The organism is Pseudomonas citronellolis (assembly GCF_001586155.1).
In the GTDB taxonomy this organism is placed as follows: Bacteria; Pseudomonadota; Gammaproteobacteria; order Pseudomonadales; family Pseudomonadaceae; genus Pseudomonas; species Pseudomonas citronellolis.
In genome coordinates this window covers 5,716,172-5,740,609 of the sequence record NZ_CP014158.1, presented here as the reverse complement: position 1 = coordinate 5,740,609, position 24,438 = coordinate 5,716,172, and the positions used below count along the sequence as shown (strand labels likewise).

Below are 24,438 nucleotides of genomic sequence, written 5' to 3'. Positions count from 1 at the left end.
TACGCGGCGGCGCTCAGAAGGCGTCGCCTGGCACCCGCACCCAGCCTTCCATGAGGATGCGCGCGCTGCGGCTCATGATGGCCTTGGTCACGGTCCATTCGCCGTCCACCTGCCTGGCCTCGGCGCCCACGCGCAGGGTGCCGGAGGGGTGGCCGAAGCGCACGGCGCTGCGTTCGCCGCCACCGGCCGCGAGGTTGACCAGGGTGCCCGGCACGGCCGCGGCGGTGCCGATGGCCACGGCGGCGGTGCCCATCATGGCGTGGTGCAGCTTGCCCATGGACAGCGCGCGCACCAGCAGGTCGACGTCGCCGGCCTGCACCTGCTTGCCGCTGGAGGTGCGGTAGTCCTTGGGCGGCGAGACGAAGGCGATCTTCGGCGTGTGCTGGCGGGTGGCCGCTTCTTCGGGAGTCTTGATCAGGCCCATGCGCAGGGCGCCGGCGATGCGGATCTTTTCGAAGCGCGCCAGTTGCTCGGGGTCGGAGTTGATGTCTTCGCGCAACTCGGTGCCCTGGTAGCCGATGTCCGCGGCGTTGACGAACACCGTGGGGATGCCGGCGCTGATCATGGTCGCCTTGAAGGTGCCGACGCCGGGCACTTCCAGGTCGTCCACCAGGTTGCCGGTGGGGAACATGGAGCCGCCTTCCTCGCCGTCGTCGGACGGGTCGAGGAACTCCAGCACGATCTCGGCGGCGGGGAAGGTCACCCCGTCCAGTTCGAAGTCGCCGGTTTCCTGGACCTGGCCGTTGGTCACCGGCACGTGGGCGATGATGGTCTTGTTGATGTTGGCCTGCCAGATGCGCACCACGCAGGTGCCGTTGTCCGGGATGCGCTCGGGGTCGACCAGGCCGGCGTGGATGGCGAAGGCGCCGGCGGCGGTGGAGAGGTTGCCGCAGTTGCCGCTCCAGTCGACGAAGGCCTTGTCGATGGAAATCTGCCCGTAGAGGTAGTCGACGTCGTGGCCGGGCTGGCTGCTTTTCGACAGGATCACGCACTTGCTGGTGCTGGAGGTGGCGCCGCCCATGCCGTCGATGTGCGCGCTGTACGGATCGGGGCTGCCGATCACGCGCATGAACAGCTTGTCGCGCGCCGCGCCCGGCACCTGGCAGCGCTCGGGCAGGTCCTGCAGGCGGAAGAACACGCCCTTGCTGGTGCCGCCGCGGATGTAGGTGGCAGGAATCTTGATCTGGGGTTGCTGAGCCATGATTTCGTCCTGGCTGAGGGGATGAAAAACCGAAAAAGGCGCTGGAGGCTGAACGAGGGAGCGGCTTCTCGTTCAGCTTTCAGCCTCCAGCCTCCAGCGCTTTTCTCGAACCTGCGGTCTTAGGCTACTGCCCCCTTGAGGAAGTCCTTGGCGAAGCGCTGCAGCACGCCGCCGGCCTTGTACACGCTGACGTCGGCGGCGGTGTCCAGGCGGCAGGTCACCGGCACGCGAACCACTTCACCGTTGCGGCGGTTGACCACCAGGGTCAGGTCGCAGCGCGGCGACAGTTCGCCTTCGATGTCGTAGGTCTCGGTGCCGTCCAGGCCCAGGGTCAGGCGCGTGGTGCCCGGCTTGAACTCCACCGGCAGCACGCCCATGCCCACCAGGTTGGTGCGGTGGATGCGCTCGAAGCCCTCGGCCACGATCACCTCGACGCCGGCCAGGCGCACGCCCTTGGCCGCCCAGTCGCGGGACGAGCCCTGGCCGTAGTCGGCGCCGGCGACGATGATCAGGTTCTGCTTGCGGTTCATGTAGGTTTCGATGGCTTCCCACATGCGCATCACCTTGCCTTCCGGCTCCACACGGGCCAGCGAACCCTTCTTCACCGCGCCATCGACCACGGCCATCTCGTTGACCAGCTGCGGGTTGGCGAAGGTGGCGCGCTGCGCGGTGAGGTGGTCGCCGCGGTGGGTGGCGTAGGAGTTGAAGTCCTCCTCCGGCAGGCCCATTTTCGCCAGGTATTCGCCGGCCGCGGAGCTGGCGAGGATGGCGTTGGACGGCGACAGGTGGTCGGTGGTGATGTTGTCCGGCAGGATCGCCAGCGGGCGCATGCCCTTGAGCGTGCGTTCGCCAGCCAGCGCGCCTTCCCAGTAGGGCGGGCGGCGGATGTAGGTGGACATCGGGCGCCAGTCGTACAGCGGGCTGTCGGCTTCCTTCACGCTGCCCAGGTCGAACATCGGGATGTACACCTGGCGGAACTGCTCCGGCTTCACACTGGCCGCGACAATGGCGTCGATCTCTTCATCGGACGGCCACAGGTCCTTCAGGGTGATCGGGTTGCCTTGACTGTCGGTGCCCAGCGGGTCCTGCTCGATGTCGAAGCGCACGGTGCCGGCGATGGCGTAGGCCACCACCAGCGGCGGCGAGGCGAGGAAGGCCTGCTTGGCGTAGGGGTGGATGCGCCCGTCGAAGTTGCGGTTGCCCGAGAGCACGGCGGTGGCGTACAGGTCGCGGTCGATGATCTCCTGCTGGATCTTCGGCTCCAGCGCCCCGGACATGCCGTTGCAGGTGGTGCAGGCGTAGGCGACGATGCCGAAGCCGAGCTTTTCCAGTTCGGTCAGCAGGCCGGCTTCTTCCAGATACAGCCTGGCGACTTTCGAGCCCGGCGCGAAGGAGGTCTTCACCCAGGGCTTGCGCACCAGGCCCAGCGCGTTGGCCTTCTTCGCCAGCAGGCCGGCGGCCACCACGTTGCGCGGGTTGGAGGTGTTGGTGCAGCTGGTGATGGCGGCGATGATCACCGCGCCATCAGGCATCAGGCCGTGGGCTTCTTCGTCGCGGCCGGACTCCAGCTTGGCCTCGTCGGCGATGCCGCGCTCGGCCAGCGCCGAGGTCGGCAGGCGGCGGTGCGGGTTGGACGGGCCGGCCATGTTGCGCACCACGCTGCCCAGGTCGAAGCTGAGCACGCGCTCGTACTCGGCGCTCTTCAGGGCGTCGCCCCACAGGCCGAGGGTCTTGGCGTAGTTCTCCACCAGCGCCACCTGCTCGGGCTCGCGGCCGGTGAGCTTGAGGTAGTCGATGGTCTGCTGGTCGATGTAGAACATCGAGGCGGTGGCGCCGTATTCCGGGCACATGTTGGAGATGGTCGCGCGGTCGCCGACGGAGAGGCTGTCTGCGCCTTCGCCGAAGAACTCGACGTAGGCGCCCACCACGCGCTCCTTGCGCAGGAACTCGGTCAGGGCCAGGACGATGTCGGTGGCGGTGATGCCGGGCTGGCGCTTGCCGGTCAGCTCGACGCCGACGATGTCGGGCAGGCGCATCATCGACGGGTGGCCGAGCATCACGGTCTCGGCTTCCAGGCCGCCGACGCCGATGGCGATCACGCCCAGGGCGTCCACGTGCGGGGTGTGCGAGTCGGTGCCCACGCAGGTGTCGGGGAAGGCCACGCCGCCGCGCGCCTGGATCACCGGGCTCATCTTCTCCAGGTTGATCTGGTGCATGATGCCGTTGCCGGCGGGGATCACGTCGACGTTCTTGAACGCGGTCTTGGTCCACTCGATGAAGTGGAAGCGGTCCTCGTTGCGGCGGTCCTCGATGGCGCGGTTCTTCTCGAAGGCCTCGGGGTCGAAGCCCGGGGCTTCCACGGCCAGGGAGTGGTCGACGATCAGCTGCGTCGGCACCACCGGGTTGACCTTGGACGGGTCGCCGCCCTGGTCGGCGATGGCGTCGCGCAGGCCGGCCAGGTCGACCAGCGCGGTCTGCCCGAGGATGTCGTGGCAGACCACGCGCGCCGGGTACCAGGGGAAGTCGAGGTCGCGCTTGCGGTAGATCAGTTGTTCCAGCGCAGCGGTCAGCAGCTCCGGCTCGCAGCGGCGCACCAGCTGCTCGGCCAGCACGCGCGAGGTGTACGGGAGTTTGTCCCAGGCACCAGCCTGGATCTCTTCGACGGCCGCACGGGCGTCGAAGTAGTCCAGTTGTGTGCCGGGCAGGCTTTTACGGTATTGGCTGTTCATGATGTTATTCATCGTTATTCAGGGGCGGTCCTTGAGCGGCACGAACTTCAGGTCTTCGGGACCTACGTAGTTGGCGCTCGGGCGGATGATCTTGCCGTCGATGCGCTGCTCGATGACGTGGGCGGACCAGCCGGCGGTGCGGGCGATCACGAACAGCGGGGTGAACATGGCGGTGGGCACGCCCATCATGTGGTAGCTGACGGCGCTGAACCAGTCGAGGTTGGGGAACATCTTCTTGATTTCCCACATCACGCTTTCCAGGCGCTCGGCGATGTCGTACATCTTGCTGTTGCCCTGCTCTTCGGAGAGCTGGCGGGCGACTTCCTTGATCACCTTGTTGCGCGGGTCGGACACGGTGTAGACCGGGTGGCCGAAGCCGATCACCACTTCCTTCTTCTCGACGCGGGCGCGGATGTCGGCCTCGGCTTCGTCCGGGTTGTCGTAGCGCTTCTGGATCTCGAAGGCCACCTCGTTGGCGCCGCCGTGTTTCGGGCCGCGCAGCGCGCCGATGGCGCCGGCGATGCAGGAGTACATGTCCGAGCCGGTGCCGGCGATGACGCGGGAGGTGAAGGTGGAGGCGTTGAACTCGTGCTCGGCGTACAGGTTCAGCGAGGTGTGCATGGCGCGCACCCAGGATTCGCGCGGCTTCTCGCCGTGCAGCAGGTGCAGGAAGTGGCCGCCGATGGAGTCGTCGTCGGTTTCCACGTCGATGCGCTTGCCGTTGTGGCTGAAGTGGTACCAGTACAGCAGCGCCGAGCCCAGGGAGGCCATCAGCTTGTCGGCGATGTCGCGGGCGCCGGGGTGGTTGTGGTCGTCCTTCTCCGGCGACAGGCAGCCGAGCACGGACACCGCGGTGCGCATCACGTCCATCGGGTGGGCCGACGGCGGCAGGGTTTCCAGGGCGGCCTTGACGCCCGCCGGCAGGCCGCGCAGGGCCTTCAGCTTGGCCTTGTAGGCGGCCAGCTCGGCGACGTTGGGCAGCTTGCCGTGGACCAGCAGGTGAGCGATTTCCTCGAATTCGCAGCGGTTGGCGAAGTCGAGCACGTCATAGCCGCGGTAGTGCAGGTCGTTGCCGGTGCGGCCGACGGTGCACAGGGCGGTGTTGCCGGCGGCGGTGCCGGAGAGGGCCACGGATTTCTTCGGCTTGAAGGCAGTGGTGGTTTCAGTCGTGCTCATCGGTGTTTCCTCATCTTGGACTTTTAAGAGCCGATAAGAGCGCTGGAGGCTGGAGGCTGAACGAAGAGCGAGTCGTTCAGCCTTCAGCGCTTTTTTCGGCCTTTATCGGCTTTTATTTTTTGCTGGCGAAGAGCGCGTCGAGCTTCTGCTCGAAGGCGTGGTAGCCGATGCGGTCGTACAGCTCGGCACGCGTCTGCATCAGCTCGATGACGTTCTGCTGGTGGCCTTCCTGGCGGATCGCGGTGTACACCGCTTCGGCGGCCTTGTTGGCGGCGCGGAAGGCCGACAGCGGGTAGAGCTGGATGGCCACGCCGACCGAGGCCAGCTCGTCGCGGGTGAACAGCGGGGTGGCGCCGAACTCGGTGATGTTGGCCAGCACCGGCACGTTCAGCGCGTCGACGAAGCGCTTGTAGGTCGGCAGGTCGTAGGCGGCCTCGGCGAAGATGCCGTCGGCGCCGGCTTCCACGTAGCGCAGGCAGCGCTCGATGGCGGCGTCCACGCCCTCGGCCTGGATGGCGTCGGTGCGGGCGATGAGGAAGAAGTTCGGGTCGGTCCTGGCATCGGCGGCGGCCTTCACGCGGTCGGCCATCTCCTCGGTGGAGACGATTTCCTTGCCCGGACGGTGGCCGCAGCGCTTGGCGCCGACCTGGTCCTCGATGTGCGCGGCGGCGGCGCCGGCCTTGATCAGGCTCTTGACCGTGCGCTCGATGTTGAAGGCGCTGGGGCCGAAGCCGGTGTCGATGTCCACCAGCAGCGGCAGGTCGCAGACGTCGGTGATGCGGCGCACGTCGGTGAGCACGTCGTCCAGGGTGTTTATCCCTAAGTCCGGCAGGCCCAGGGAGCCGGCGGCGACGCCGCCGCCGGAGAGGTAGATGGCCTTGAAGCCGGCGCGCTTGGCGAGCAGGGCGTGGTTGGCGTTGATCGCACCGATCACCTGCAGCGGTTTCTCTTCGGCAAGGGCGGTACGGAAACGCTGGCCGGGGGAAAGCAGACTCATGACTCACCTCGTTCGTTGGCTGTCTTGGCTTGGGCGTCCAGGTAGTGACGCTCGATGTTGCGCTTGGAAGCGCCGATGTGACGGCGCATCAGCAGTTCGGCCAGTTCGCCGTCACGGTCGGCGATGGCATCGAGAATGCGGTGGTGCTCGGCGAAGGCCTGGCGCGGCCGGTTCGGCACGGCGGAGAACTGCAGGCGGTACATGCGCACCAGCTGGTACAGCTCGCCGCAGAGCATCTGGCTCAGGGTGCGGTTGCCGCTGCCCTGGATGATCCGGTAGTGGAAGTCGAAGTCGCCTTCCTGCTGGTAGTAGCCGCGCCCGGCCTGGAAGGCCTCGTCGCGCTCGTGGGTGTCGAGCACCCGGCGCAGCTCGTCGATCTCGGCCTGGCTCATGCGCTCGGCGGCCAGGCGGCAGGCCATGCCTTCCAGGGACTCGCGGATTTCGTACAGCTCGATCAGTTCGGCATGGCTCAGCGACACCACCCGCGCGCCGACGTGGGGCACGCGCACCAGCAGCTTCTGGCCCTCCAGGCGGTGGATCGCCTCGCGCAGCGGGCCGCGGCTGATGCCGTAGGTGCGCGCCAGCTCCGGCTCGGAGATCTTGCTGCCGGGGGCGATCTCGCCCTTGACGATGGCCGACTGGATCTTGCGGAACACGTGTTCCGAAAGCGTCTCGCCGTCGCCTTCGACGTCGTTGGGCAGGAGCAGGGATTCGTTCATGGTGTCGACAATCCACATCAGGTGCGGCGAAAACTAACCCCCCTCGTTCGTGTGGTCAAGGGGATTGTCGACAATCGTCTAATGGGCCGACGAGTTATGCACAAAGGTTCCCAGGAATCCGGCGGATGGCGGAAAAGCCCGCGCGACGCGGCCCGGGCTGCGCTAGGCTGGGCGAAACCGCCAGGGGAGACGAGCATGGGTGTCTACGACCGCTACCTGCTGCCACGGCTGATCGACTGCGCCTGCGGCATGGGCGAGGTGATGAAGCAGCGTTCGAAGCTGGTGCCGCGGGCCCATGGCCGGGTGCTGGAGATCGGCATCGGCACCGGATTGAACCTGGGTTTCTACGACGCGGGGAAAGTGTCGACAATCGTCGGCGTCGACCCGGCGGCGCAGATGCAGGGCCTGGCGCGCAAGCGCGCGGCGGGCATCGGCATCCCGGTGGAAATGGTGGCGCTGGAGCTGGGGCAGATTCGCGCCGACGCCGGCAGCTTCGACTCCATCGTCTGCACCTTCACCCTGTGCAGCATCCCGGACGTGCTGGCGGCGCTGCGGGAGATGCGCCGGGTGCTCAAGCCGGGCGGCGAGTTCCTCTTCTGTGAGCACGGCCTGGCGCCGGACGCCGGCGTGCGCGCCTGGCAGCACCGCCTGACGCCGATCTGGAAGCCGCTGGCCGGCGGCTGCCACCTGGACCGCGACATCCCGGCGCTGATCGAGGCCGGCGGTTTCCAAGTGCGCGAACTGAGCCGCGAGTACCTGCCGGGGCCGCGGCCGATGACCTATGTCTACAAGGGGATGGCCGACTGAGGCCGCTTCAGGCCGGCACCGGGCCCAGGGCCATCACCCGCAGGATGTGCACGCTGCGGATGAACAGGTCGGCCACCGGGCCGCGGCGGTCGGCGCGGCAATCGTCCAGGCGCACCAGGCTCGGCGCGCAGCCGGCCAGCAGGTCGAAGTAGTCGCGCAGTTGCATGCGTCCGCGCAGGCGATGCGGGCGCTGGGCGTTGTCCAGGGTTTCCAGTTCGACCCAGAGGGTGTCTTGATCCGGTTGCATGGTGGGCTCTCGCACGGCGCTGCTGCCGAAGGCTGCGTAGGAAGTTGCCGAAGATTCCTCTGTGACTGACTCCGTGGCGCCCGGTTCCCCGGGCGCCGATGAATCGTGGCGATATTCAGCTTCGGTTCAGTTAGCCCCGCGCCCGGGCACGCTTCGGCGCGGCGCCTAGGCAGCTGCGTCGCTGTCGTCGGTGCGGACCACCCAGCGGATGTTCACCCCGCGGATGAACAGGTCGCTCTGGCCGTGGAGGTCCGTCAGGCGGACCAGGGCGGGTGTGTCGCCCAGCAGCAGGTCGTGGTAGTCGTTCAGGCTGATGCGCCCGCGCAGGATGCGCGGGGCGTGGTTGGGCAGGTGGGTTTCGAGTTCCACCGGCAGGCTGTCGTGATCGTGGGGCATGGCGGGCGCCGCTGGGTGCAATGAGCCCGCAACTGTAGGTTCGGCCCGGCGTCCGGCCTAGTGGAGATTCACCGCTGCTTCTGTAGGAAAAAGCCTGGGTTGCGTGTCGGCTCAGAGACCTTCGTCATCGCGCACCAGCACGCAATGGCAGCCGTCTTCCTCTTCGTGCCAGTCGTGCAGGAAGTACATCTGCACCTTGTCCGGGCTCGGCATCACGGCGACGAAATCGCCGATCTCCGGGACGAAGAAGGCCTTGCTGCCGGGCGCGGCCTCGCACTCCACCAGGGCGTTGAAGAAGGCCGCCGGGTCGGCATCCTCGAAGAACGCCTCGCGCTCGGCGGCGTCCCAGTCGGCGGGCGCCTCGAAGGGGCCGAGAATGAGCACCCTGGCGTCGCCCAGGTCCAGCTCCTCGGCGTCCGGGTCGTTGTCGTCGGGGCGGTAGAAGCAGGCATCCACCGCCTTCGCATCGGCCAGAATGGCCTGGCGCGCGGCCAGGCGCCGCTGCGGATCGACGCCGGCGTCGGCGCAGAGCTGGTTCCAGAAGGCTTCGGATTTGGCGGACATGGGGCGGCTCCGGCGGGGCGGCGATGGGAAAGGCGGGTAGTGTAGCGTAGGGCGTATAACCGTTCGCGGTTATACGCCGCCTGACCTTGGCCGCGCCCCGCTCGGAGCCGACCTTGGCCGCTCTCACCGGCGGAAGAGGATCGCCCGGCTCGACCCCTGCGTCGGCGAGGGCATGGGTGTAGCGGCGGATAACGCCGTAGGCGTTATGCGCCCTACGACCGTGCTTCCCTGGGACTCTGTCCGCGATTCGCGTAGGGCGTATAACCGTTCGCGGTTATACGCCGCCTGACCTTGGCCGCGCCCCGCTCGGAGCCGACCTTGGCCGCTCTCACCGACGGAAGAGGATCGCCCGGTTCGACCCCAGCGTAGGCGAGGGCATGGGTGTAGCGGCGGATAACGCCGTAGGCGTTATGCGCCCTACGCCAACCCGTACTTCTTCACCTTGTCGAACAGCGTGGTCTTGGCCATGCCCAGGGCCTGGGCGGCTTGGCTGAGGTTGCCGGCGTGGCGTTCCAGGGCGCTTTGCAGCAGGCTGCGTTCGAAGGCTTCCACGGCTTCGGCGAAGCGCGGTTCGCTGGCGTCCGGGCCCTGGCCGCTGCTGGTCAGCACCGGCAGGCCGAGGGCGAAGCGTTCGGCGACGTTGCGCAGTTCGCGCACGTTGCCCGGCCAGTCGTGGGCCATGAGGCTGGCGGCGGTGGCGTTGTCGATGGCCGGCGCCGGGCGGTCGAAGCGCAGCGAGGACTGCTGCAGGAAGTGCTCGAAGAGCATCAGGATGTCTTCGCGTCTTTCCCGCAGCGGCGGCAACTGCAGGGTGATGACGTTGAGGCGGTAGTAGAGGTCGCTGCGGAAGCTACCCTCGCGGCCCATGGCGCCCAGGTCCGACTTGGTCGCGGCGATCACCCGGCAGTCCACCGGGATCAGCTGGTTGGAGCCCAGGCGTTCCAGCTGGTGTTCCTGCAGCACCCGCAGCAGCTTGACCTGCAGGTTCAGCGGCATGCTCTCGATCTCGTCGAGGAACAGGCTGCCGCCGTCGGCGTGCTCGATCTTGCCGATGCGCCGCTTGCCGGCGCCGGTGAAGGCGTGGGCCTCGTGGCCGAAGATTTCGCTGTCGATCAGGCTTTCCGGCAGGCCGCCGCAGTTCAGCGCGACGAAGGCCTTGGCCTGGCGCCGGCTGTAGTCGTGCAGGCAGCGGGCGACCAGCTCCTTGCCGGTGCCGGTCTCGCCCTCGATGAGCACGTTGGCCGAGGTGTCGGCGACGTTGGCGATCAGCTCGCGCAGCGCCTGCATCGCCGGCGAACGGCCGATCAGCCGGGCTTCCAGGGCCTGGCGCCCGGCCAACTGGCGGCGCAGCTGGCCGATCTCGCGGCTGAGCCGGCGGTGCTCCAGGGCGCGCCGCGCCACGTCCACCAGGCGCTCGGGGGCGAAGGGTTTTTCCATGAAGTCGTAGGCGCCGTCGCGCATGGCCTGCACCGCCATGGCGATGTCGCCGTGGCCGGTGATCAGCACCACCGGCAGCTGCGCGTCCTTCTCGCGCAGGCGGGCCAGCAGTTGCAGGCCATCCATGCCGGGCAGGCGGATGTCGCTGATGACGATGCCGGGGAAGTCGGCGCCCACGCGCCGCAGCGCTTCCTCGGCGCTGGCCACGCCGTCGCTGTCGATGTCTTCCAGGGCCAGGGCCTGCTGGCAGCCGAGCAGCACGTGGGGGTCGTCCTCGACCACCAGTACGCGGAGTTTTTCGTCGCTCATGGCGTGGGTTCCTGAGTGGGCAGCAGGGGCAGGCTGAGTTCGAAGGCGGTGCCGCCGGCTTCCGGGTGGGCCACGCCTAGGCTGCCGCCGGCGGCGGTGGCGAGGCTGGCCGAGAGCGTCAGGCCCAGGCCCAGGCCGTGCTCGCCGGGTTTGGTGGTGAAGAAGGGTTCGAACAGGTGCTCGCGGGCATCCGGCGGGATGCCCGGGCCGTTGTCGCGCACCGTCAGGTGGTATTGCGCGCCCTCGGTGCGACCGCTGAGCCAGAGCTGGCGGTCGGCCTGCGCGCTCATGGCGTCGAGGGCGTTGGCGATCAGGTTGACCAGGATCTGTTCCAGGCGCGTCTGGTCGATGCCCAGGCACACGTCGTCGAATTCGCGGTGCAGGGCCAGCGGGCAGTCCTTCAGGCGCACCTGCAGCACCCGCAGCGCGGCGTCCACCGCCTTGCCCAGGCGCGCCTGGCCGTGGTCGTCGGCGCGCCGGGCGAAGGCGCGCAGGCTGGCGGTGATGCGGCCCATGCGGTCGACCATTTCGTTGATCGCTTCGAGGTTGCTGCTGGCGATGTCCAGGGCGCCGCGCTGGAGGAAGCGCACGGTGTTGCCGGAGAGGGTGCGCAGTGCCGCCAGCGGCTGGTTCAGCTCGTGGGCGATGCTGGTGGACATCTGCCCGATCACCGCCAGCTTGCCGGCCTGCACCAGGCGGTCCTGGGCCTTGCGCAGGGTGTCCTCGGCCTGGCGGCGCTCGCGGATCTGCTCGCGTAGATGTTGGTTGCTGGCGCGCAGGTCGGCGGTGCGCTCGGCGATGCGCCGCTCCAGTTCGTCGTTGGCCTGCTGCAGCGCCTCGCGGGCGGCCAGGCGGGTGGCCAGGACCTTGCGCCGCTCGTTCCAGGCGATCAGCAGGAACGCCAGCAGGGCGAAGCCCACCGCGGCCAGCACGCCATGGATCATGGCTTCGCGGCGCACGTCCTGCAGCGGGCTGAGCAGGGTGAAGTCCCAGGGGGTGTCGTTTAGGCGGCGGCTCTGCTTCAGGTACAGGCGCTCGGCGTGCTGCTCGCCGCTGGCGTCGCGGTCGCGGAAGCCGATTTCCTCCACGCCCTCGCCCAGGGCCCGGCGCGAACTGGGCTGCCATTCGTTGAGCGCCCACCAGTAGTACTGCAGGCTGCGCGCCAGGCGCTCCTTGTCCGCGGCGCTGAGCGGGCGCACCGCCTTCAGGCGCAGCTGCGGGTTGCTGGAGAGGACGATGATGCCGTTCTCGTCGCTGACGAAGGCCTGCAGCTGGGCCTTCTCCCAGCGTTCCTCCAGGGCTTCCATCTTCACCTTGACCACCGCCACGCCGACGATGCGCCCGCCGTGCACCAGGCCGTGGGCCAGGTAGTAGCCGGGCTCGCCGACGGTGCTGCCGATGCCGTAGAAGCGCCCCGGGCGGCCCTGCACGGCGTCCTGGAAGTAGGCGCGGAAGGACAGGTCCTCGCCCAGGTAGCTGTCGGCGTCCTGCCAGTTGCTGGTGGCCAGCACCCGGCCGGAGGTGTCGAGCAGGTAGATGGCGCGGCTGCCGGCGCGGCGGTTGAGGCCTTCGAGGTAGGCGTTGACCAGGTCGCGGCGGTAGGGCGTGGGTTCCAGCAGCAGGCGGGTGACGTTGTTTTCCAGCTCCAGCAGGCTGGGCAGGTAGGTGTAGCGGCTGATCTCGCTTTCCACCCCGCGGGCGTGCAGTTCCAGCTGGCGCTCGCCGCTGGCGACCAGGGCGCGGGTGCCGGCGCCGGCGCTGACCAGGTAGCCGCCGTAGCCGAAGCCGAGCATCAGCAGGATCAGCGGAATCGGCAACAGCAGGTTGCGCACGAGGCTCGGCTTCACGTTCGGCGGTGGCAGGGTCAATGGCTGGGCGGGCATTGCATCACAGTCGTCGGAAGCGGGCCAGCCCGGCGCCGGGTGTGGCGACGGGCCGGCTGGTGATGGGTATCGCTTCGCTCAACCCATCCTACGGGGCATGGGTGGGCTTCAGTGGGTGAGGATCTTGGCGAGGAACTGCCGGGCGCGCTCGGAGCGGGCTTCCAGGTCGCCGAAGAACTCTTCCTTGGCGCAGTCTTCGACGATCTGCCCGCGGTCCATGAAGATCACCCGGTCGGCCACCTTGCGGGCGAAGCCCATCTCGTGGGTCACGCACATCATGGTCATGCCTTCCTGGGCCAGCTGGACCATCACGTCGAGCACCTCGTTGACCATCTCCGGGTCCAGCGCCGAGGTGGGTTCGTCGAACAGCATCACGATCGGGTCCATGGCCAGGGCGCGGGCGATGGCCACGCGCTGCTGCTGGCCGCCGGAAAGCTGGCCGGGGTGCTTGTGGGCGTGGGCCTTGAGGCCGACGCGGTCGAGCAGCGCCAGGCCCTTCTCGGTGGCCTCGTCCTTGCCGCGGCCGAGCACCTTGACCTGGGCGATGGTCAGGTTCTCGGTGATGGTCAGGTGCGGGAACAGCTCGAAGTGCTGGAACACCATGCCCACCCGCGAGCGCAGCTTCGGCAGGTTGGTCTTGGGATCGGCGATGGAAGTGCCGTCGACCACGATGTCGCCCTTCTGGAACGGCTCCAGGGCGTTGACGCACTTGATCAGCGTCGACTTGCCCGAGCCGGACGGCCCGCAGACCACCACCACCTCACCCTTGGCGACCGAGGTGCTGCAGTCGGTGAGGACCTGGAAGTCGCCATACCACTTGTTGACGTTGTCGATGGTGATCATAGGGCTAACCCTTTCTGCAGGCGCTTGACCGCGAAGGAGGCGGTGAAGCTGACGATGAAGTAGACGAGACCGGCGAAGATCAGGAATTCGTGGGGCTGGCCGATGATGTCGCCGCGCGAGCGCGCCGCGTTGAGGAAGTCCATCAGGCCGACGGTGTAGACCAGCGAGGTGTCCTGGAACAGGATGATGCTCTGCTGCAGCAGCAGCGGGGTCATCTTGCGGAACGCCTGGGGCAGGATGATCAGCCGCATGCACTGGCCGTAGGTCATGCCCAGGGCTTGCGCGGCGCCCATCTGGCCCTTGGGGATGGCCTGGATGCCGGCGCGGACGATCTCGCAGAAGTACGCCGCCTCGAACATCACGAAGGCCACCAGGCAACTGGTGAAGGCGCCCACCGGGGTGTCGCTGCCGGTGATCCAGCGCAGGATGTAGGGCACCGCCAGGTAGAACCAGGTGATCACCAGCAGCAGCGGGATGGAGCGGAAGTAGTTGACGTAGAAGCCGGCGAGGTTGCTCAGCAGGCGGTTGTGGGACAGGCGCATCAGCGCCAGCAGGGTGCCCAGCACCACGCCGCCGAGTACGCCCAGGCCGGTCAGCTGCAGGGTCATGGCCATGCCGTCCCACAGGCCCGGCAGCGCCGGGACGATCGAGCCGAAGTCCATCATTTGCCTCCCACGGAAATCAGCCCGGGCAGCGCGACCTTGCGCTCGACCAGGCGCATGAACAGCATCAGGCTCATGTTCAGGGTGAAGTAGATCGCCGTGGCCAGGGTGAAGGCCTCGAACAGGTTGGCGCTGAACTCGGCGGTCTGCTTGGTCTGCGCCAGCAGCTCCATGAGGCCGATCAGCGAGGCCACCGAGGAGTTCTTGAAGATGTTGAGGAACTCCGAGGTCAGCGGCGGGATGATGATGCGCAAGGCCTGCGGCAGCAGCACGTAGCGGTACACCTGGGGCAGGCTGAAGCCCATGGCGCGGCCGGCGGCGACCTGCCCCCCGGGCAGCGCCTGGATGCCGGTGCGCACCTGCTCGCAGACGCGCGCGGCGGTGAACAGGCCCAGGCACACCACGACGCTGACGAAGGCCGAGGTCTCCGGCGCCAGGCCGAGCTTGAACCAGTCCTGCAGCGGCTGCGGCAGCAGGTCCGGGACCAGGAAGTACCAGATGAACAGCTGCACCAGCAGCGGCACGTTGCGGAACAGCTCGACGTAGCCGGTGCCGATGGCCGACAGCCAGCGGTTCGGCACGGTGCGCAGCACGCCCAGCACCAGGCCCAGCGCCAGGGCGAGGAGCCAGGCAGTGAGGGCGACGGCGATGGTCCAGCCCAGGCCGGCGATGTACCAGTCCAGGTAGATCTCGTCGCCGATCCCGGTGGACTTGAAGAACACGCCCCAGTCCCAGTTGTAGTTCATGAAGGTTGCCCTCGATGGCCCCGTGCGGGGCGTCGAAACGGCCGGAACGCGGCGCGCAGGCGCCTGCGCCCGTGGGGGGCGGGCGTGTTCCGGTGGTGGATCGGGAAGAAAGGGGAGGCCGGGAGCGCCGCTGGCGCTCCCGTTCCCCGCCGGCCCGCGCCTTGTGAGCGCGGGCTGGCGCCACCGTTACATCTGCTCGGCAGACTTGTCGGTGGGACTGGCGATCAGCTTCTTGAGCGTGTCGCTCATCGGGAATTCGAGGTTCAGGCCCTTGGGCGGCACCGGCTGGGTGAACCACTTGGCGTAGATGTCGTTGATCTGCCCGGAGGCGAAGGTGTCGGCGATGGCCTTGTCGACCACTTTCTTGAAGCCCTCGTCGCCCTTGCGCACCATGCAGCCGTAGATTTCATAGGACTGCGGGGTGCCGACCACCGCCCAGTCGTCGGGCTTGCGGGCCTTGGCCATTTCGCCGTAGAGCAGGGCGTCGTCCATCATGAAGGCCACGGCGCGGCCGGATTCGAGCATCAGGAAGGACTCGCCGTGGTCCTTGGCCGAAATGATGTTCATGCCCATCTTCTTCTCGGCGTTCATCGACTTGAGCAGGCGCTCGGAGGTGGTGCCGGCGGTGGTCACCACGTTCTTGCCCTTGAGGTCGGCGAAGTCGTTGATGCCGCTGGTCTTCCTGGTCAGCAGGCGGGTGCCCACCTCGAAGATGCCGAGGGAGAAGTCGACCTGCTTCTGGCGCTCCAGGTTGTTGGTGGTGGAGCCGCACTCGATGTCCACGGTGCCGTTCTGCACCAGCGGGATGCGCGTCTGCGAGGTGACCAGGTTGTAGCGCACCTTGAGGTCGGGCATGCCCAGTTCCTGCTTGACCGCCTCGACCACCTTCAGCTGCAGGTCGTGGGAATAGCCCACCGGCTGGCGCGGGTCGTCGGCCAGGTAGGAGAAGGGAATGGAGGCGTCACGGTGGCCGAGGACGATGGTGCCGGAATCCTTGATCTTCTTCAGGGTGCCGGTGAGTTCCTCGGAAAGGGCCGGAGTGGCGAACAGGGCGGCGACGATGGCCATGCCCAGCACACGGGGTGCGATACGCATTGATGCTTCCTCGACTTGTTCTGGTTGTTGTCGATCCTGCGGCAGGCGTACCCGGCGGCGGGCCCTCCTGGCGGCCGGCGGGCAAGCGCGGCGCTGCCGCATGCTCACGGGGAAGCAATGGAGCAGGGACCGTGCCAGTCCCTGGTATTTATTTCAAGTAATTGAATTTAAAGGACTTATATTCGGACTTGGCAGGCCGTTGGCGAGACGGGCGTTCGGACTGCCGAATAGACGCCGTTCGAGCGTTCGGTTTTCCGAACGCGCACGCCGCTTCCTTGTAGGAGCGCGCCCTGCGCGCGAATCGCGGGCAGGGCCCGCTCCTACGAAGAGCGCTCCAGCGCGGTCTGTAAGGGAGGCAGGGTATTTCACCGTAGGATGGGTTGAGCGAAGCGATACCCATCACCGTGGCCCGATGGGTTTCGCAGGCTCAACCCATCCTGCGAGGAGCATCTCGGCTCAGGCCGCTGGCGTCTGCTGGGCGTCCAGGCGATGGAAGCCGCCCCACTCGCCGCGCTTGAACGGCTGGTCGCGGTCGGCCATGTAGGCGGCGATGCGTTCGAGCATCTGGTGGGTGGGCGCGCGCACGCCGGTCACGCCCTGCAGCGAGGCCAGCAGCAGGACGAGGGCCAGCAGCACGGGCGACAGCGACGGCAGGCGGCGCTGCGTCAGGCAGAGGAAGGCGCCGCTGGCGGCCAGGCCCACGGCCAGCCCGCCGTAGACTTCCGCCGGCGAATGGACGTTGATCTGCAGCCGCGACACGCCCACCAGCACCGCCAGCACGGCGCCGCCGGCCGCGGCGGCCAGGCGCCAGGCGGGGCGGGCGGGCAGCAGCAGGCTGCAGAGCACCGGCAGGACGCTGGCGGCCATCATGCTGTGGCCGGACAGCCCGGTGAAGTTCCACGCCGGAATACCGATGCCCCAGCCCATGAAGGCCAGCTTGGAGACCAGGGTGACGCCGGCGGCCAGGCCGAACAGCAGCAGCCAGCAGTTGGCGTTGTACGTTTCCCGGCGCAGCAGCAACCAGGCATAGATGAACAGCGCGCAGGGCAGCAGCAGCGAGCTGTCGCCGAAACGGGTGATGAGGTTCCAGAGGGGCATGGGGCTTGCAGGCGGTCCTTCGAGGGGCCGAACCATAGCACAGCGAGGGCTCTGCCATGGGCCTGGCCGATCGGAGGCGGCTCAGGCCGGTTCGTCCTGCTGCGCCTCCTGGTCCTCGCGGCGCAGCAGCTCGCGCTTGCGCTCCAGGCCCCAGCGGTAGCCGCCGCTGCCGCCGTCGGCGGCCACCACCCGGTGGCAGGGCACCAGCAGCCCCACCGGGTTGCTGGCGCAGGCGCGGGCGATGGCCCGGGGATGGCTGTGCAACTGCTCGGCCAGTTCGCCGTAGCGCCGCGTCTGCCCGCTGGGAATCTGCGCCAGGGCGCGCCAGACGCGCAGCTGGAAGGCGCTGCCGTGCAGGTCCAGGGGCAGGCCGGCGGCGCGTTCGGGCTGCTCCAGCTGGCGCAGCACCCGGCCCAGCCAGTCGCCCAGGCCGGCGTCGTCGCGCTGCAACTCGGCGGCGGCGAAGCGTTGGCGGAGTTCCGCCTCCAACTGCTCCGGCGCGTCGCCGAACAGCAGGGCGCAGACGCCCCGCGGGCTGGCGGCCAGCAGCACCTGGCCGAGCGGGCAGGGGGCGATGGCATAGCGCAGCCGGGTGCCGGCGCCTTTCTGCCGGCGCTGCGCCGGGCTCAGCGCGGTGGGCGCCTCGTAGAGCGCGCGGGTGCCGGAATAGCCCGCCTCCAGGGCGGCATCGAGCACCGAGCGGGCCTGCGGCAGGGCGGCGGCCAGGCGCTGCTGGCGGCGGGCCTCGGCCCAGGCCCGCGGCGTCAGGCCGGTGCGCGCCTTGAAGGCGCGGGCCAGGTGCGAGGCCGAGAGGCCGATGCGCGCGGCCAGCTCGTCCATGGTCAACGGGCGCTCGGCCTGCTCCAGCAACTGGCAGGCGGCGGCGACCAGCGCATCGAGGCGCTGCGCCGGGCTTTCGCCGTCGGGCGTGCAGCGCTTGCAGGGGCGGAAGCCCGCGGCTTCGGCGGCGGCTGCGTCGGCGTGGAAGCGCACGTTGGCGCGGCTTGGCCGCCGCGCCGGGCAGCTCGGCCGGCAATAGACGCCGGTGGAGCGAACGGAAAACACGAAACGCTGGTCGAAGCCCGCGTCACGCTCGCAGACCGCCTGCCAGCAGCGTTCGTCATCGGGAAGTGGGGGCATGGCGCTCTCCAGGGAGGACCGGGTACATGGGGAAATTGTCGGCGTCACCCGGCGGGCGGGCAATCCGTAATCGCTTTTCAAACTGCCGGCTACGCTTGCAGGAGGTCCGTCGAGAGCCCGCCATGCCCTGCCGCCGACTCCTTAGCCATTGCCTGCTGCTCTGCCTCCTGCTGTGCCCGCCGCTGTGGGGCGCGGAACTGGCGCTCAGCGGCCACGAACGCAGCTGGCTGGAGGCCCACCCGACGCTGCGGGTGGGCATTTCCCGCGATGGCTGGCCGCCGTTCGAGATGGTCGACGCCCAAGGCGGGTTCCAGGGCATCAGCGCCGACTACCTGAACCAGGTCGCCCAGCGCCTGGGCCTGCAGTTGCAGACGCAGACCTTCGACGACTGGGCGCAGGTGATCGAAGCGGCGCGCAAGGGCGAGGTCGACCTGCTGCCGACCGTGGCGCGCTCGCCCGAGCGCGAGCGCTTCCTCGCCTTCAGCCAGCCCTACCTGAGCACCAGCAGCCTGATCTTCGCCCGCCGCGACAGCAATGTGCGGGTGCTCGACGACCTCTCCGGCAAGCGCGTGGCCGTGGAGCGCGACTTCGCCGTGCACGACCTGCTGCGCACGGCGGTGCCGGGGGTGGCCTTCGTCATCGTCGACGACACCGCCGAAGCCCTCAAGGCCGTGGCTTCCGGGCGCGCCGACGCCTACGTGGGCAACCTCATCTCGACCAACTATCTGATCGGCCAGCTCAACCTGAGCAACCTGGAGGTGCGCGGCGACAGCGGCCTGGACAACAGCCAGGTGCGCTTCGCCGTGCGCCGCGAGCTGGCGCCCCTGGTGCCGCTGCTCGACCGCGCCCTGGCCAGCATCGACGACGGCGAGCAGGAGCGCATCCGCCAGCGCTGGCTGCCGCAGATCGACGCCTTCGACTGGATGCAGCTGCTGCAGGCGGCCTGGCCCTACGTGGCGGGCTTCTTCGCCCTGCTCGCCTTCGTCCTGGTCTGGAACCGCCGCCTGCAGATCCAGGTGGCCGAGCGCGCCCGCGCCGAGGCCGAGGAGCACCGCCAGCGGCGCACCCTGCTGGCGCTGATCAACGCCATCCCCGACCCCATCTGGTTCAAGGACACCGAAGGCCGCTACCTGGGCGCCAACCACGCCTTCGCCGAATGCCTGGGGCTGCCGGCCGAGGACGTGATCGGGCGCAGCGACGCCCAACTGTTCAGCGACGCCGCCAGCGCCGGCCGCGGCGAGCGCGACCGTCAGGCGCTGTCGGCCAGCCAGCCGTTCGCCAGCGAGGGCTGGGTGGTCTACCCGGATGGCCGGCGGGTGCTGTTCGACACCCTGCGCAGCGCCTTCCACGACGACCACGGCGCGCTGCTCGGGCTGGTCGGGGTGAGCCGCGACATCACCGCGCGCAAGGCCACCGAGGAAGCCCTGGCCCAGGCCCGCGACCTGGCCGAGCAGGCGGCGCGGCTGAAGAGCGAGTTCCTGGCCAACGTCAGCCACGAGATCCGCACCCCGCTGAACATCATCATCGGCCTGGCGCACCTGCTCGAACAGACCGCCCTGGACCCGCAGCAGCGCGACTACCTGGGCAAGATCCAGGGCTCGGGCCAGTACCTGCTGGAGCTGATCAGCGACATCCTCGACCTGTCCAAGGTAGAGGCCGGGCGCCTGGAGTTCGAGCACCTGGACTTCGATCTGGAGCGCCTGCTCGGCGAGCTGGTCGACCTGCTGGCGATCCGCGCCGCGGGCAAGGGCCTGAGCCTGGAATGCCACATCGACCCGCGGCTGCCCTCGCACCTGCTGGGCGACTCGCTGCGCCTGCGGCAGATTCTGATGAACTACGGCAACAACGCGCTCAAGTTCACCGAGCACGGCTCCCTGGCGCTGGAGGTGCGCCTGGACATGCAGGCCGGCGACGAGGACTGGCTGTACTTCGGCCTGCGCGACACCGGCATCGGCATCAGCCCGGCGCAGCAGGAACGCCTGTTCGAGTCCTTCCGCCAGGCCGACAACTCCATCACCCGGCGCTACGGCGGCTCCGGTCTGGGGCTGGCGATCTGCAAGCGCCTGGCCGAGGCCATGGGCGGCGAGGTCGGGGTGGACAGCGAGCCGGACAAGGGCAGCCTGTTCTGGTGCCGCCTGCCCCTGGGCCACGTGGAGGATGCGCGGCCCATCGACCTGTCGCGCATCCTGCGCTCGCCCTCGACGGCGCCGCCGCTGCTGGAGGCGCCAGAACCGGCGGGGCAGCCGGCGGTCGAACTGCCGGCGGCCGAGCGCCAGCAGGCCGAGCAGGTGGTGCGCCGCCTGGCGCACCTGCTGGCCGCCGACGACCCGCGCGCCGGACGACTGGTGGGCGAGCGCGCGGGCCTGCTGCGCAGTATCTTCAATGACGGGTACGACGAAGTCGCGGCGAGCATCCGTCGCTTCGAGTTCGAGCGGGCCCTGGAAAAACTGCTGGTGTTGTCGCGCGAGCGCGACATCCGCATCTGAGCGCAAGAGGGGTGGAACCTTGGACAGCATGCTGGACCGACCGGACCAGGAAGTGATCCTGGTGGTCGACGACCAACCGGACAACCTCATGCTCATGAGCGAGCTGCTCATGGGCCAGTACCAGGTGCGCGTCGCCGGCAGCGGCGCCAAGGCCCTGCGCCTGGCCGCCAGCGAGCCGCGGCCGGACCTGGTGCTGCTCGACATCATGATGCCGGAGATGGACGGCTACGAAGTCTGCCGCCAGCTCAAGGCCGACCCGCTGACCGCCGAGATCCCGGTGATCTTCCTCACCGGCATGGTCAGCACCGCCGACGAGCAGCGCGGCCTGGACCTGGGCGCGGTGGACTACATCACCAAGCCGATCAGCCCGCCGGTGACCCTGGCGCGCATCCGCGCGCACCTCAAGCTCAAGGCCAACGCCGACTTCCTGCGCGACAAGAGCGAATACCTGGAGCTGGAGGTGCGCCGCCGCAGCCGCGAACTGCAGGCCGCCCAGGACGCCACCCTGGAGGCCATGGCCACCCTCTGCGACCTGCGCGACAACCCCCACAGCCGCCACCTGCTGCGCATCGAGCAGTACATGCGCCTGCTCGCCGACGCCCTGGCCCGGCGCGAGGGCGAGGCCGGCGGCCTGGACCTGGAGCAGATCGAACTGCTGGCGCGCTCGGCGCAGCTGCACGACATCGGCAAGGTGGCGGTGCCCGACCGCGTGCTGCTCAACCCCGGCCAGCTCAGCCCCGAGGACCAGTTGCTGATGCAGAGCCACACGCGCATCGGCCACGACGCCCTGGCCGCTGCCGAACGCCGCCTGGGCAGCCCGGCGGAATTCCTGCGCTACGCCAAGGAGATCGCCTACGGCCACCACGAACGCTGGGACGGCAGCGGCTACCCGCGGGGCCTGCGCGGCGAGCAGATTCCGCTGTCGGCACGGCTGCTGGCGCTGATCGACTGCTACGACGAACTGACCAGCCGCCATCCCTACCACGCGACCTTGTCGCCGGATGAGGCCCGCCAGCAGATCCTCGCCTCCAGCGGCAGCCACTTCGACCCGCAGGTGGTGGAGGCCTTCGCCGAGGTCGCCGACGGCTTCGCCGCCATTGCCATCCGCTACGCCGATGACGCCCAGGCCCTGGGCAGCGAGATCGAGCGCATGGCCGACGCCCTGGGCGAAAGCATCGAAATGACCACGACGCCACCATGATTCCGGCGGTCGGTGCTGGGCGTCACCCGGCGCATGTCGTATAAGGAGCGGCTGCGGCCGCTTGGGCCGGACAAGAACGACGACGGAGCCTGATGAAGACACCCAAACGCATAGAGCCGCTGATCGAGGACGGCCTGGTCGACGAAGTGCTGCGCCCGCTGATGAGCGGCAAGGAAGCGGCGGTCTACGTGGTGCGCTGCGGCGAGCAGTTGCGCTGCGCCAAGGTCTACAAGGAGGCCAACAAGCGCAGTTTCCGCCAGGCCGCGGAATACCAGGAGGGCCGCAAGGTGCGCAACAGCCGCCAGGCCCGGGCCATGGCCAAGGGCTCGCGCTACGGCCGGCGCGAGCAGGAGGAGGCCTGGCAGAACGCCGAGGTGGCGGCGCTGTTCCGCCTGGCCAACGCCGGGGTGCGGGTGCCCAAGCCCTACGACTTCCTCGATGGCGTGCTGCTGATGGAAATGGTCGCCGACGAATACGGCGAGGCCGCGCCGCGCCTCAACGACGTGGTGCTGGAGCCGGAGCAGGCGCGCGAGTACCACGATTTCCTCATCCGCCAGATCGTCATGATGCTCTGCGCCGGGCTGGTGCACGGCGACCTCTCGGAATTCAACGTGCTGCTCGGCCCCGACGGCCCGGTGATCATCGACCTGCCCCAGGCGGTGGATGCGGCGGCCAACAACCATGCCTTGCGCATGCTCGAACGCGACGTCGGCAACATGGCCGCCTACTTCGGCCAGTTCGCCCCGGAGCTCAAGGACACCCGCTACGCCAAGGAAATGTGGGCGCTGTTCGAAGACGGCAAGCTGCAGCCGGACACCCCGCTGACCGGCCACTTCGACGAGCCGGAAGAGGAAGCCGACGTCGATGCGGTGATGCGCGAGATCGCCGCCGCCCTGCGCGAGCAGGAGCGCCGCGAGGCGGCCCGCGCCGAGCAGGATGGCCCGCCGCGCGCCGAGGAGCCGCCACCGCCGCCGTGGCTGCAGTGAGCCCGCAGGCGGCGCGCCTGATCGCGCTGCTCGCCGCCTGCCCGCAACGCCTGGGCCTGCTGCGCGCCCTGCGCGAGTACGGCCCGCCCGGCGCCTGGATCGGCGCCGGCTTCGTGCGCAACGCCGTCTGGGACCACCTGCACGGCCTCGCCCCCGGCCCGCTGGCGGACGTGGACGTGCTGTACTTCGACGCCCGCTGCCTGCAGGCCGAGGCCGACGCAGCCTTCGAGCGACGCCTGGCCCGGGCCTGCCCGCAGGTGCCCTGGTCGGTGCGCAACCAGGCGCGCATGCACCTGCGCAACGGCGATGCGCCCTATGCGGATGTCGCCGACGCCATGCGCCACTGGCCGGAAGTCTGCACCGCGGTGGCGGTGCGCCTTGCCGACCAGGGCCTGGAGCTGCTGGCGCCGCTGGGCCTGGACGACCTGTTCGAACTGTGCGTTCGCCCCACCGAACATTTCCGCAACAAGCCCGAGGTCTACCGCCAGCGCCTGCGGGGCAAGGACTGGACGCGGCGCTGGCCGCAGTTGCGCATCGAACTGTCCTGATGCATTTGCGCGGCAACTGTGTACATACAGCCCGCGGCGGCCCTGCTAGCGTGGCCCGATCCCACCCGGAGGCACCGCCATGCCCTTGCCGCACGTCCTCCTCGCCCTGCTGGTCACGCTGATCTGGGGCGTCAACTTCGTCATCATCAAGGTCGGCCTGCACGACTTCCCGCCGCTGCTGTTCTGCGCCCTGCGCTTCGCCCTGGCGGCGCTGCCGCTGGTATTCCTGCGCGGGCCGCTGCCGGCGCCGTTCTGGCGCATCGTGCAGATCGGCGTGCTGCTGGGGGTGGTCAAGTTCGGCCTGCTGTTCGTCGGTATGCACCTGGGCATGCCCGCCGGCCTGTCGTCCCTGGTGCTGCAGAGCCAGGTGTTCTTCACCGTGCTGATCGCCGCCGCCTTCCTCGGCGAACGCCCCAGCGCCCGCGCCCTGGCCGGCCTCGCCCTGGCCGCCGGCGGCCTGCTGCTGATCGGCCTGGAACGCCCCCTGGGCGACAGCCTGCTGGCCTTCGCCCTGGTGATGGCCGCGGCCCTGGCCTGGGCCTTCTCCAACATCGCCACCAAGCGCTCCGGGGCCAGTGACATGCTGCGCCTGATCAGTTGGGTGAGCCTGATCCCACCGTTGCCGCTGCTGGTCCTGTCGTGGATTTTCGAAGGCCCGCAAGCCATCTCGACGGCGCTGACCGGCATCAGCTGGGAAGGCATGGGCGCGCTGCTGTACATCGCCTTCCTCGCCACCACCGTGGGCTTCGGCCTGTGGAGCTTCCTGCTGCGCCGCTACCCGGCCAGCCAGGTCACCCCCTTCGCCCTGGCGGTGCCGGTCTCCGGCCTGCTGTCCGGCTGGCTGCTGCTGGGCGAACGACTCACCGCCCAGGACTGGCTGGCCTGCGCGCTGGTCTTCGTGGGGCTGGCGGTGACGGTGCTGCCGGCGTCGCTGTGGCGGCGTGGGGTGGTGGCGCAGGTGCGTGGCTGACCTTGGTTCAGGGCCAGGCCTTATGGTGATGGTGTGGTGAGGTTGCTCTGGTGCTGGCCCTGAAGAGCGCCCTCTCCCTAACCCTCTCCCTGAAGGGAGAGGGGACCGTTCGGTGCGATCTGGTTTTCCCGAGTCAGCCGGCAAGCGCGGTGGTTTCCGGCTGAAACCATGCCTGCTCTCGGCACGGCCTAGCCCCCT

At 68.9% G+C, this 24,438-nt stretch carries 22 protein-coding genes; 6 read left to right on the top strand and 16 right to left on the bottom strand.

Translation table 11 applies throughout. The features are described from left to right. Window positions 1-13: 13 nt before the first annotated feature. From prpF to PcP3B5_RS25110, 5 genes are all read right to left on the bottom strand, one after another. On the bottom strand, window positions 14-1,201 hold the full coding sequence (gene prpF / locus PcP3B5_RS25130; protein ID WP_061562698.1) for a 2-methylaconitate cis-trans isomerase PrpF: 1,188 nt from the start codon (window positions 1,199-1,201) through the stop codon (window positions 14-16). A gap of 119 nt (window positions 1,202-1,320) precedes the next feature. Then, on the bottom strand, window positions 1,321-3,930 hold the full coding sequence (gene acnD, locus PcP3B5_RS25125) for a Fe/S-dependent 2-methylisocitrate dehydratase AcnD (protein WP_061562697.1): 2,610 nt from the start codon (window positions 3,928-3,930) through the stop codon (window positions 1,321-1,323). Window positions 3,931-3,948: 18 nt separating this feature from the next. Next, a complete protein-coding gene (prpC, locus tag PcP3B5_RS25120; protein ID WP_009615987.1) occupies window positions 3,949-5,106 on the bottom strand; it encodes a bifunctional 2-methylcitrate synthase/citrate synthase in 1,158 nt (385 codons plus the stop codon). 112 nt (window positions 5,107-5,218) lie between these two features. Continuing rightward, window positions 5,219-6,103, bottom strand: a complete 885-nt coding sequence (gene prpB / locus PcP3B5_RS25115; RefSeq protein ID WP_061562696.1) for a methylisocitrate lyase — start codon at window positions 6,101-6,103, stop codon at window positions 5,219-5,221. Then, window positions 6,100-6,822 (bottom strand): GntR family transcriptional regulator, encoded by a 723-nt coding sequence (locus PcP3B5_RS25110; protein WP_009615989.1) that lies wholly within the window; start codon window positions 6,820-6,822, stop codon window positions 6,100-6,102. The genes prpB and PcP3B5_RS25110 overlap by 4 nt, the downstream gene beginning before the upstream one ends. A gap of 195 nt (window positions 6,823-7,017) precedes the next feature. Between PcP3B5_RS25110 and PcP3B5_RS25105 the strand changes: the two genes are divergently transcribed. Then, the gene (locus PcP3B5_RS25105; RefSeq protein ID WP_043273198.1) at window positions 7,018-7,629 is read left to right on the top strand and encodes a class I SAM-dependent methyltransferase; all 612 of its coding nucleotides are present in this window, start codon (window positions 7,018-7,020) and stop codon (window positions 7,627-7,629) included. A 7-nt stretch (window positions 7,630-7,636) separates the two neighbouring features. On the opposite strand, the gene PcP3B5_RS25100 is transcribed toward PcP3B5_RS25105, so the two are convergent. The 11 genes from PcP3B5_RS25100 to ada form a co-directional block, all read right to left on the bottom strand. After that, complete coding sequence (locus PcP3B5_RS25100) at window positions 7,637-7,876, bottom strand: hypothetical protein (RefSeq protein ID WP_009615991.1); 240 nt, start codon at window positions 7,874-7,876, stop codon at window positions 7,637-7,639. 165 nt (window positions 7,877-8,041) lie between these two features. After that, window positions 8,042-8,272, bottom strand: a complete 231-nt coding sequence (locus PcP3B5_RS25095; protein WP_009615992.1) for a hypothetical protein — start codon at window positions 8,270-8,272, stop codon at window positions 8,042-8,044. A 111-nt stretch (window positions 8,273-8,383) separates the two neighbouring features. After that, window positions 8,384-8,836: a hypothetical protein gene (locus PcP3B5_RS25090; protein WP_058487417.1), complete on the bottom strand. Its 453-nt coding sequence runs from the start codon at window positions 8,834-8,836 to the stop codon at window positions 8,384-8,386. A gap of 417 nt (window positions 8,837-9,253) precedes the next feature. Further along, on the bottom strand, window positions 9,254-10,582 hold the full coding sequence (gene aauR, locus PcP3B5_RS25085; protein WP_061562695.1) for a two-component response regulator AauR: 1,329 nt from the start codon (window positions 10,580-10,582) through the stop codon (window positions 9,254-9,256). Further along, window positions 10,579-12,465, bottom strand: a complete 1,887-nt coding sequence (locus tag PcP3B5_RS25080; RefSeq protein WP_061562694.1) for a sensor histidine kinase — start codon at window positions 12,463-12,465, stop codon at window positions 10,579-10,581. The genes aauR and PcP3B5_RS25080 overlap by 4 nt, the downstream gene beginning before the upstream one ends. Before the next feature lie 108 nt (window positions 12,466-12,573). Then, on the bottom strand, window positions 12,574-13,308 hold the full coding sequence (locus PcP3B5_RS25075) for an amino acid ABC transporter ATP-binding protein (RefSeq protein WP_009615999.1): 735 nt from the start codon (window positions 13,306-13,308) through the stop codon (window positions 12,574-12,576). Beyond that, window positions 13,305-13,973, bottom strand: coding sequence for an amino acid ABC transporter permease (locus PcP3B5_RS25070; RefSeq protein ID WP_173427889.1), 669 nt, complete (start codon window positions 13,971-13,973; stop codon window positions 13,305-13,307). Before PcP3B5_RS25070 ends, PcP3B5_RS25075 begins: the two co-directional genes overlap by 4 nt. Beyond that, the gene (locus tag PcP3B5_RS25065) at window positions 13,970-14,716 is read right to left on the bottom strand and encodes an amino acid ABC transporter permease (protein ID WP_009616001.1); all 747 of its coding nucleotides are present in this window, start codon (window positions 14,714-14,716) and stop codon (window positions 13,970-13,972) included. The genes PcP3B5_RS25070 and PcP3B5_RS25065 overlap by 4 nt, the downstream gene beginning before the upstream one ends. Before the next feature lie 186 nt (window positions 14,717-14,902). After that, window positions 14,903-15,811 carry a glutamate/aspartate ABC transporter substrate-binding protein gene (locus PcP3B5_RS25060; RefSeq protein WP_061562693.1) on the bottom strand — a complete coding sequence of 303 codons (909 nt, stop codon included), beginning with the start codon at window positions 15,809-15,811 and terminating at the stop codon, window positions 14,903-14,905. 456 nt (window positions 15,812-16,267) lie between these two features. Then, complete coding sequence (locus PcP3B5_RS25055; RefSeq protein ID WP_061562692.1) at window positions 16,268-16,909, bottom strand: phosphatase PAP2 family protein; 642 nt, start codon at window positions 16,907-16,909, stop codon at window positions 16,268-16,270. 81 nt (window positions 16,910-16,990) lie between these two features. After that, the gene (ada, locus tag PcP3B5_RS25050) at window positions 16,991-18,049 is read right to left on the bottom strand and encodes a bifunctional DNA-binding transcriptional regulator/O6-methylguanine-DNA methyltransferase Ada (RefSeq protein ID WP_061562691.1); all 1,059 of its coding nucleotides are present in this window, start codon (window positions 18,047-18,049) and stop codon (window positions 16,991-16,993) included. Between the two features lie 122 nt (window positions 18,050-18,171). On the opposite strand from ada, the gene PcP3B5_RS25045 reads away from it, so the two are divergent. The 5 genes from PcP3B5_RS25045 to PcP3B5_RS25025 all read left to right on the top strand — a co-directional run bounded on the left by PcP3B5_RS25045 (window position 18,172) and on the right by PcP3B5_RS25025 (window position 24,240). Beyond that, entirely contained in the window at window positions 18,172-20,535 is a 2,364-nt protein-coding gene (locus tag PcP3B5_RS25045; RefSeq protein WP_061562690.1) for an ATP-binding protein, read from the top strand. A 19-nt stretch (window positions 20,536-20,554) separates the two neighbouring features. Further along, window positions 20,555-21,736 carry a response regulator gene (locus tag PcP3B5_RS25040; RefSeq protein ID WP_061562689.1) on the top strand — a complete coding sequence of 394 codons (1,182 nt, stop codon included), beginning with the start codon at window positions 20,555-20,557 and terminating at the stop codon, window positions 21,734-21,736. A gap of 92 nt (window positions 21,737-21,828) precedes the next feature. Next, window positions 21,829-22,722, top strand: coding sequence for a PA4780 family RIO1-like protein kinase (locus tag PcP3B5_RS25035; protein WP_061562688.1), 894 nt, complete (start codon window positions 21,829-21,831; stop codon window positions 22,720-22,722). Further along, entirely contained in the window at window positions 22,719-23,270 is a 552-nt protein-coding gene (locus tag PcP3B5_RS25030; RefSeq protein ID WP_061562687.1) for a nucleotidyltransferase family protein, read from the top strand. Before PcP3B5_RS25035 ends, PcP3B5_RS25030 begins: the two co-directional genes overlap by 4 nt. 79 nt (window positions 23,271-23,349) lie before the next feature. Beyond that, window positions 23,350-24,240 carry an EamA family transporter gene (locus PcP3B5_RS25025; RefSeq protein WP_058487408.1) on the top strand — a complete coding sequence of 297 codons (891 nt, stop codon included), beginning with the start codon at window positions 23,350-23,352 and terminating at the stop codon, window positions 24,238-24,240. The last annotated feature ends 198 nt before the right edge of the window (window positions 24,241-24,438 follow it).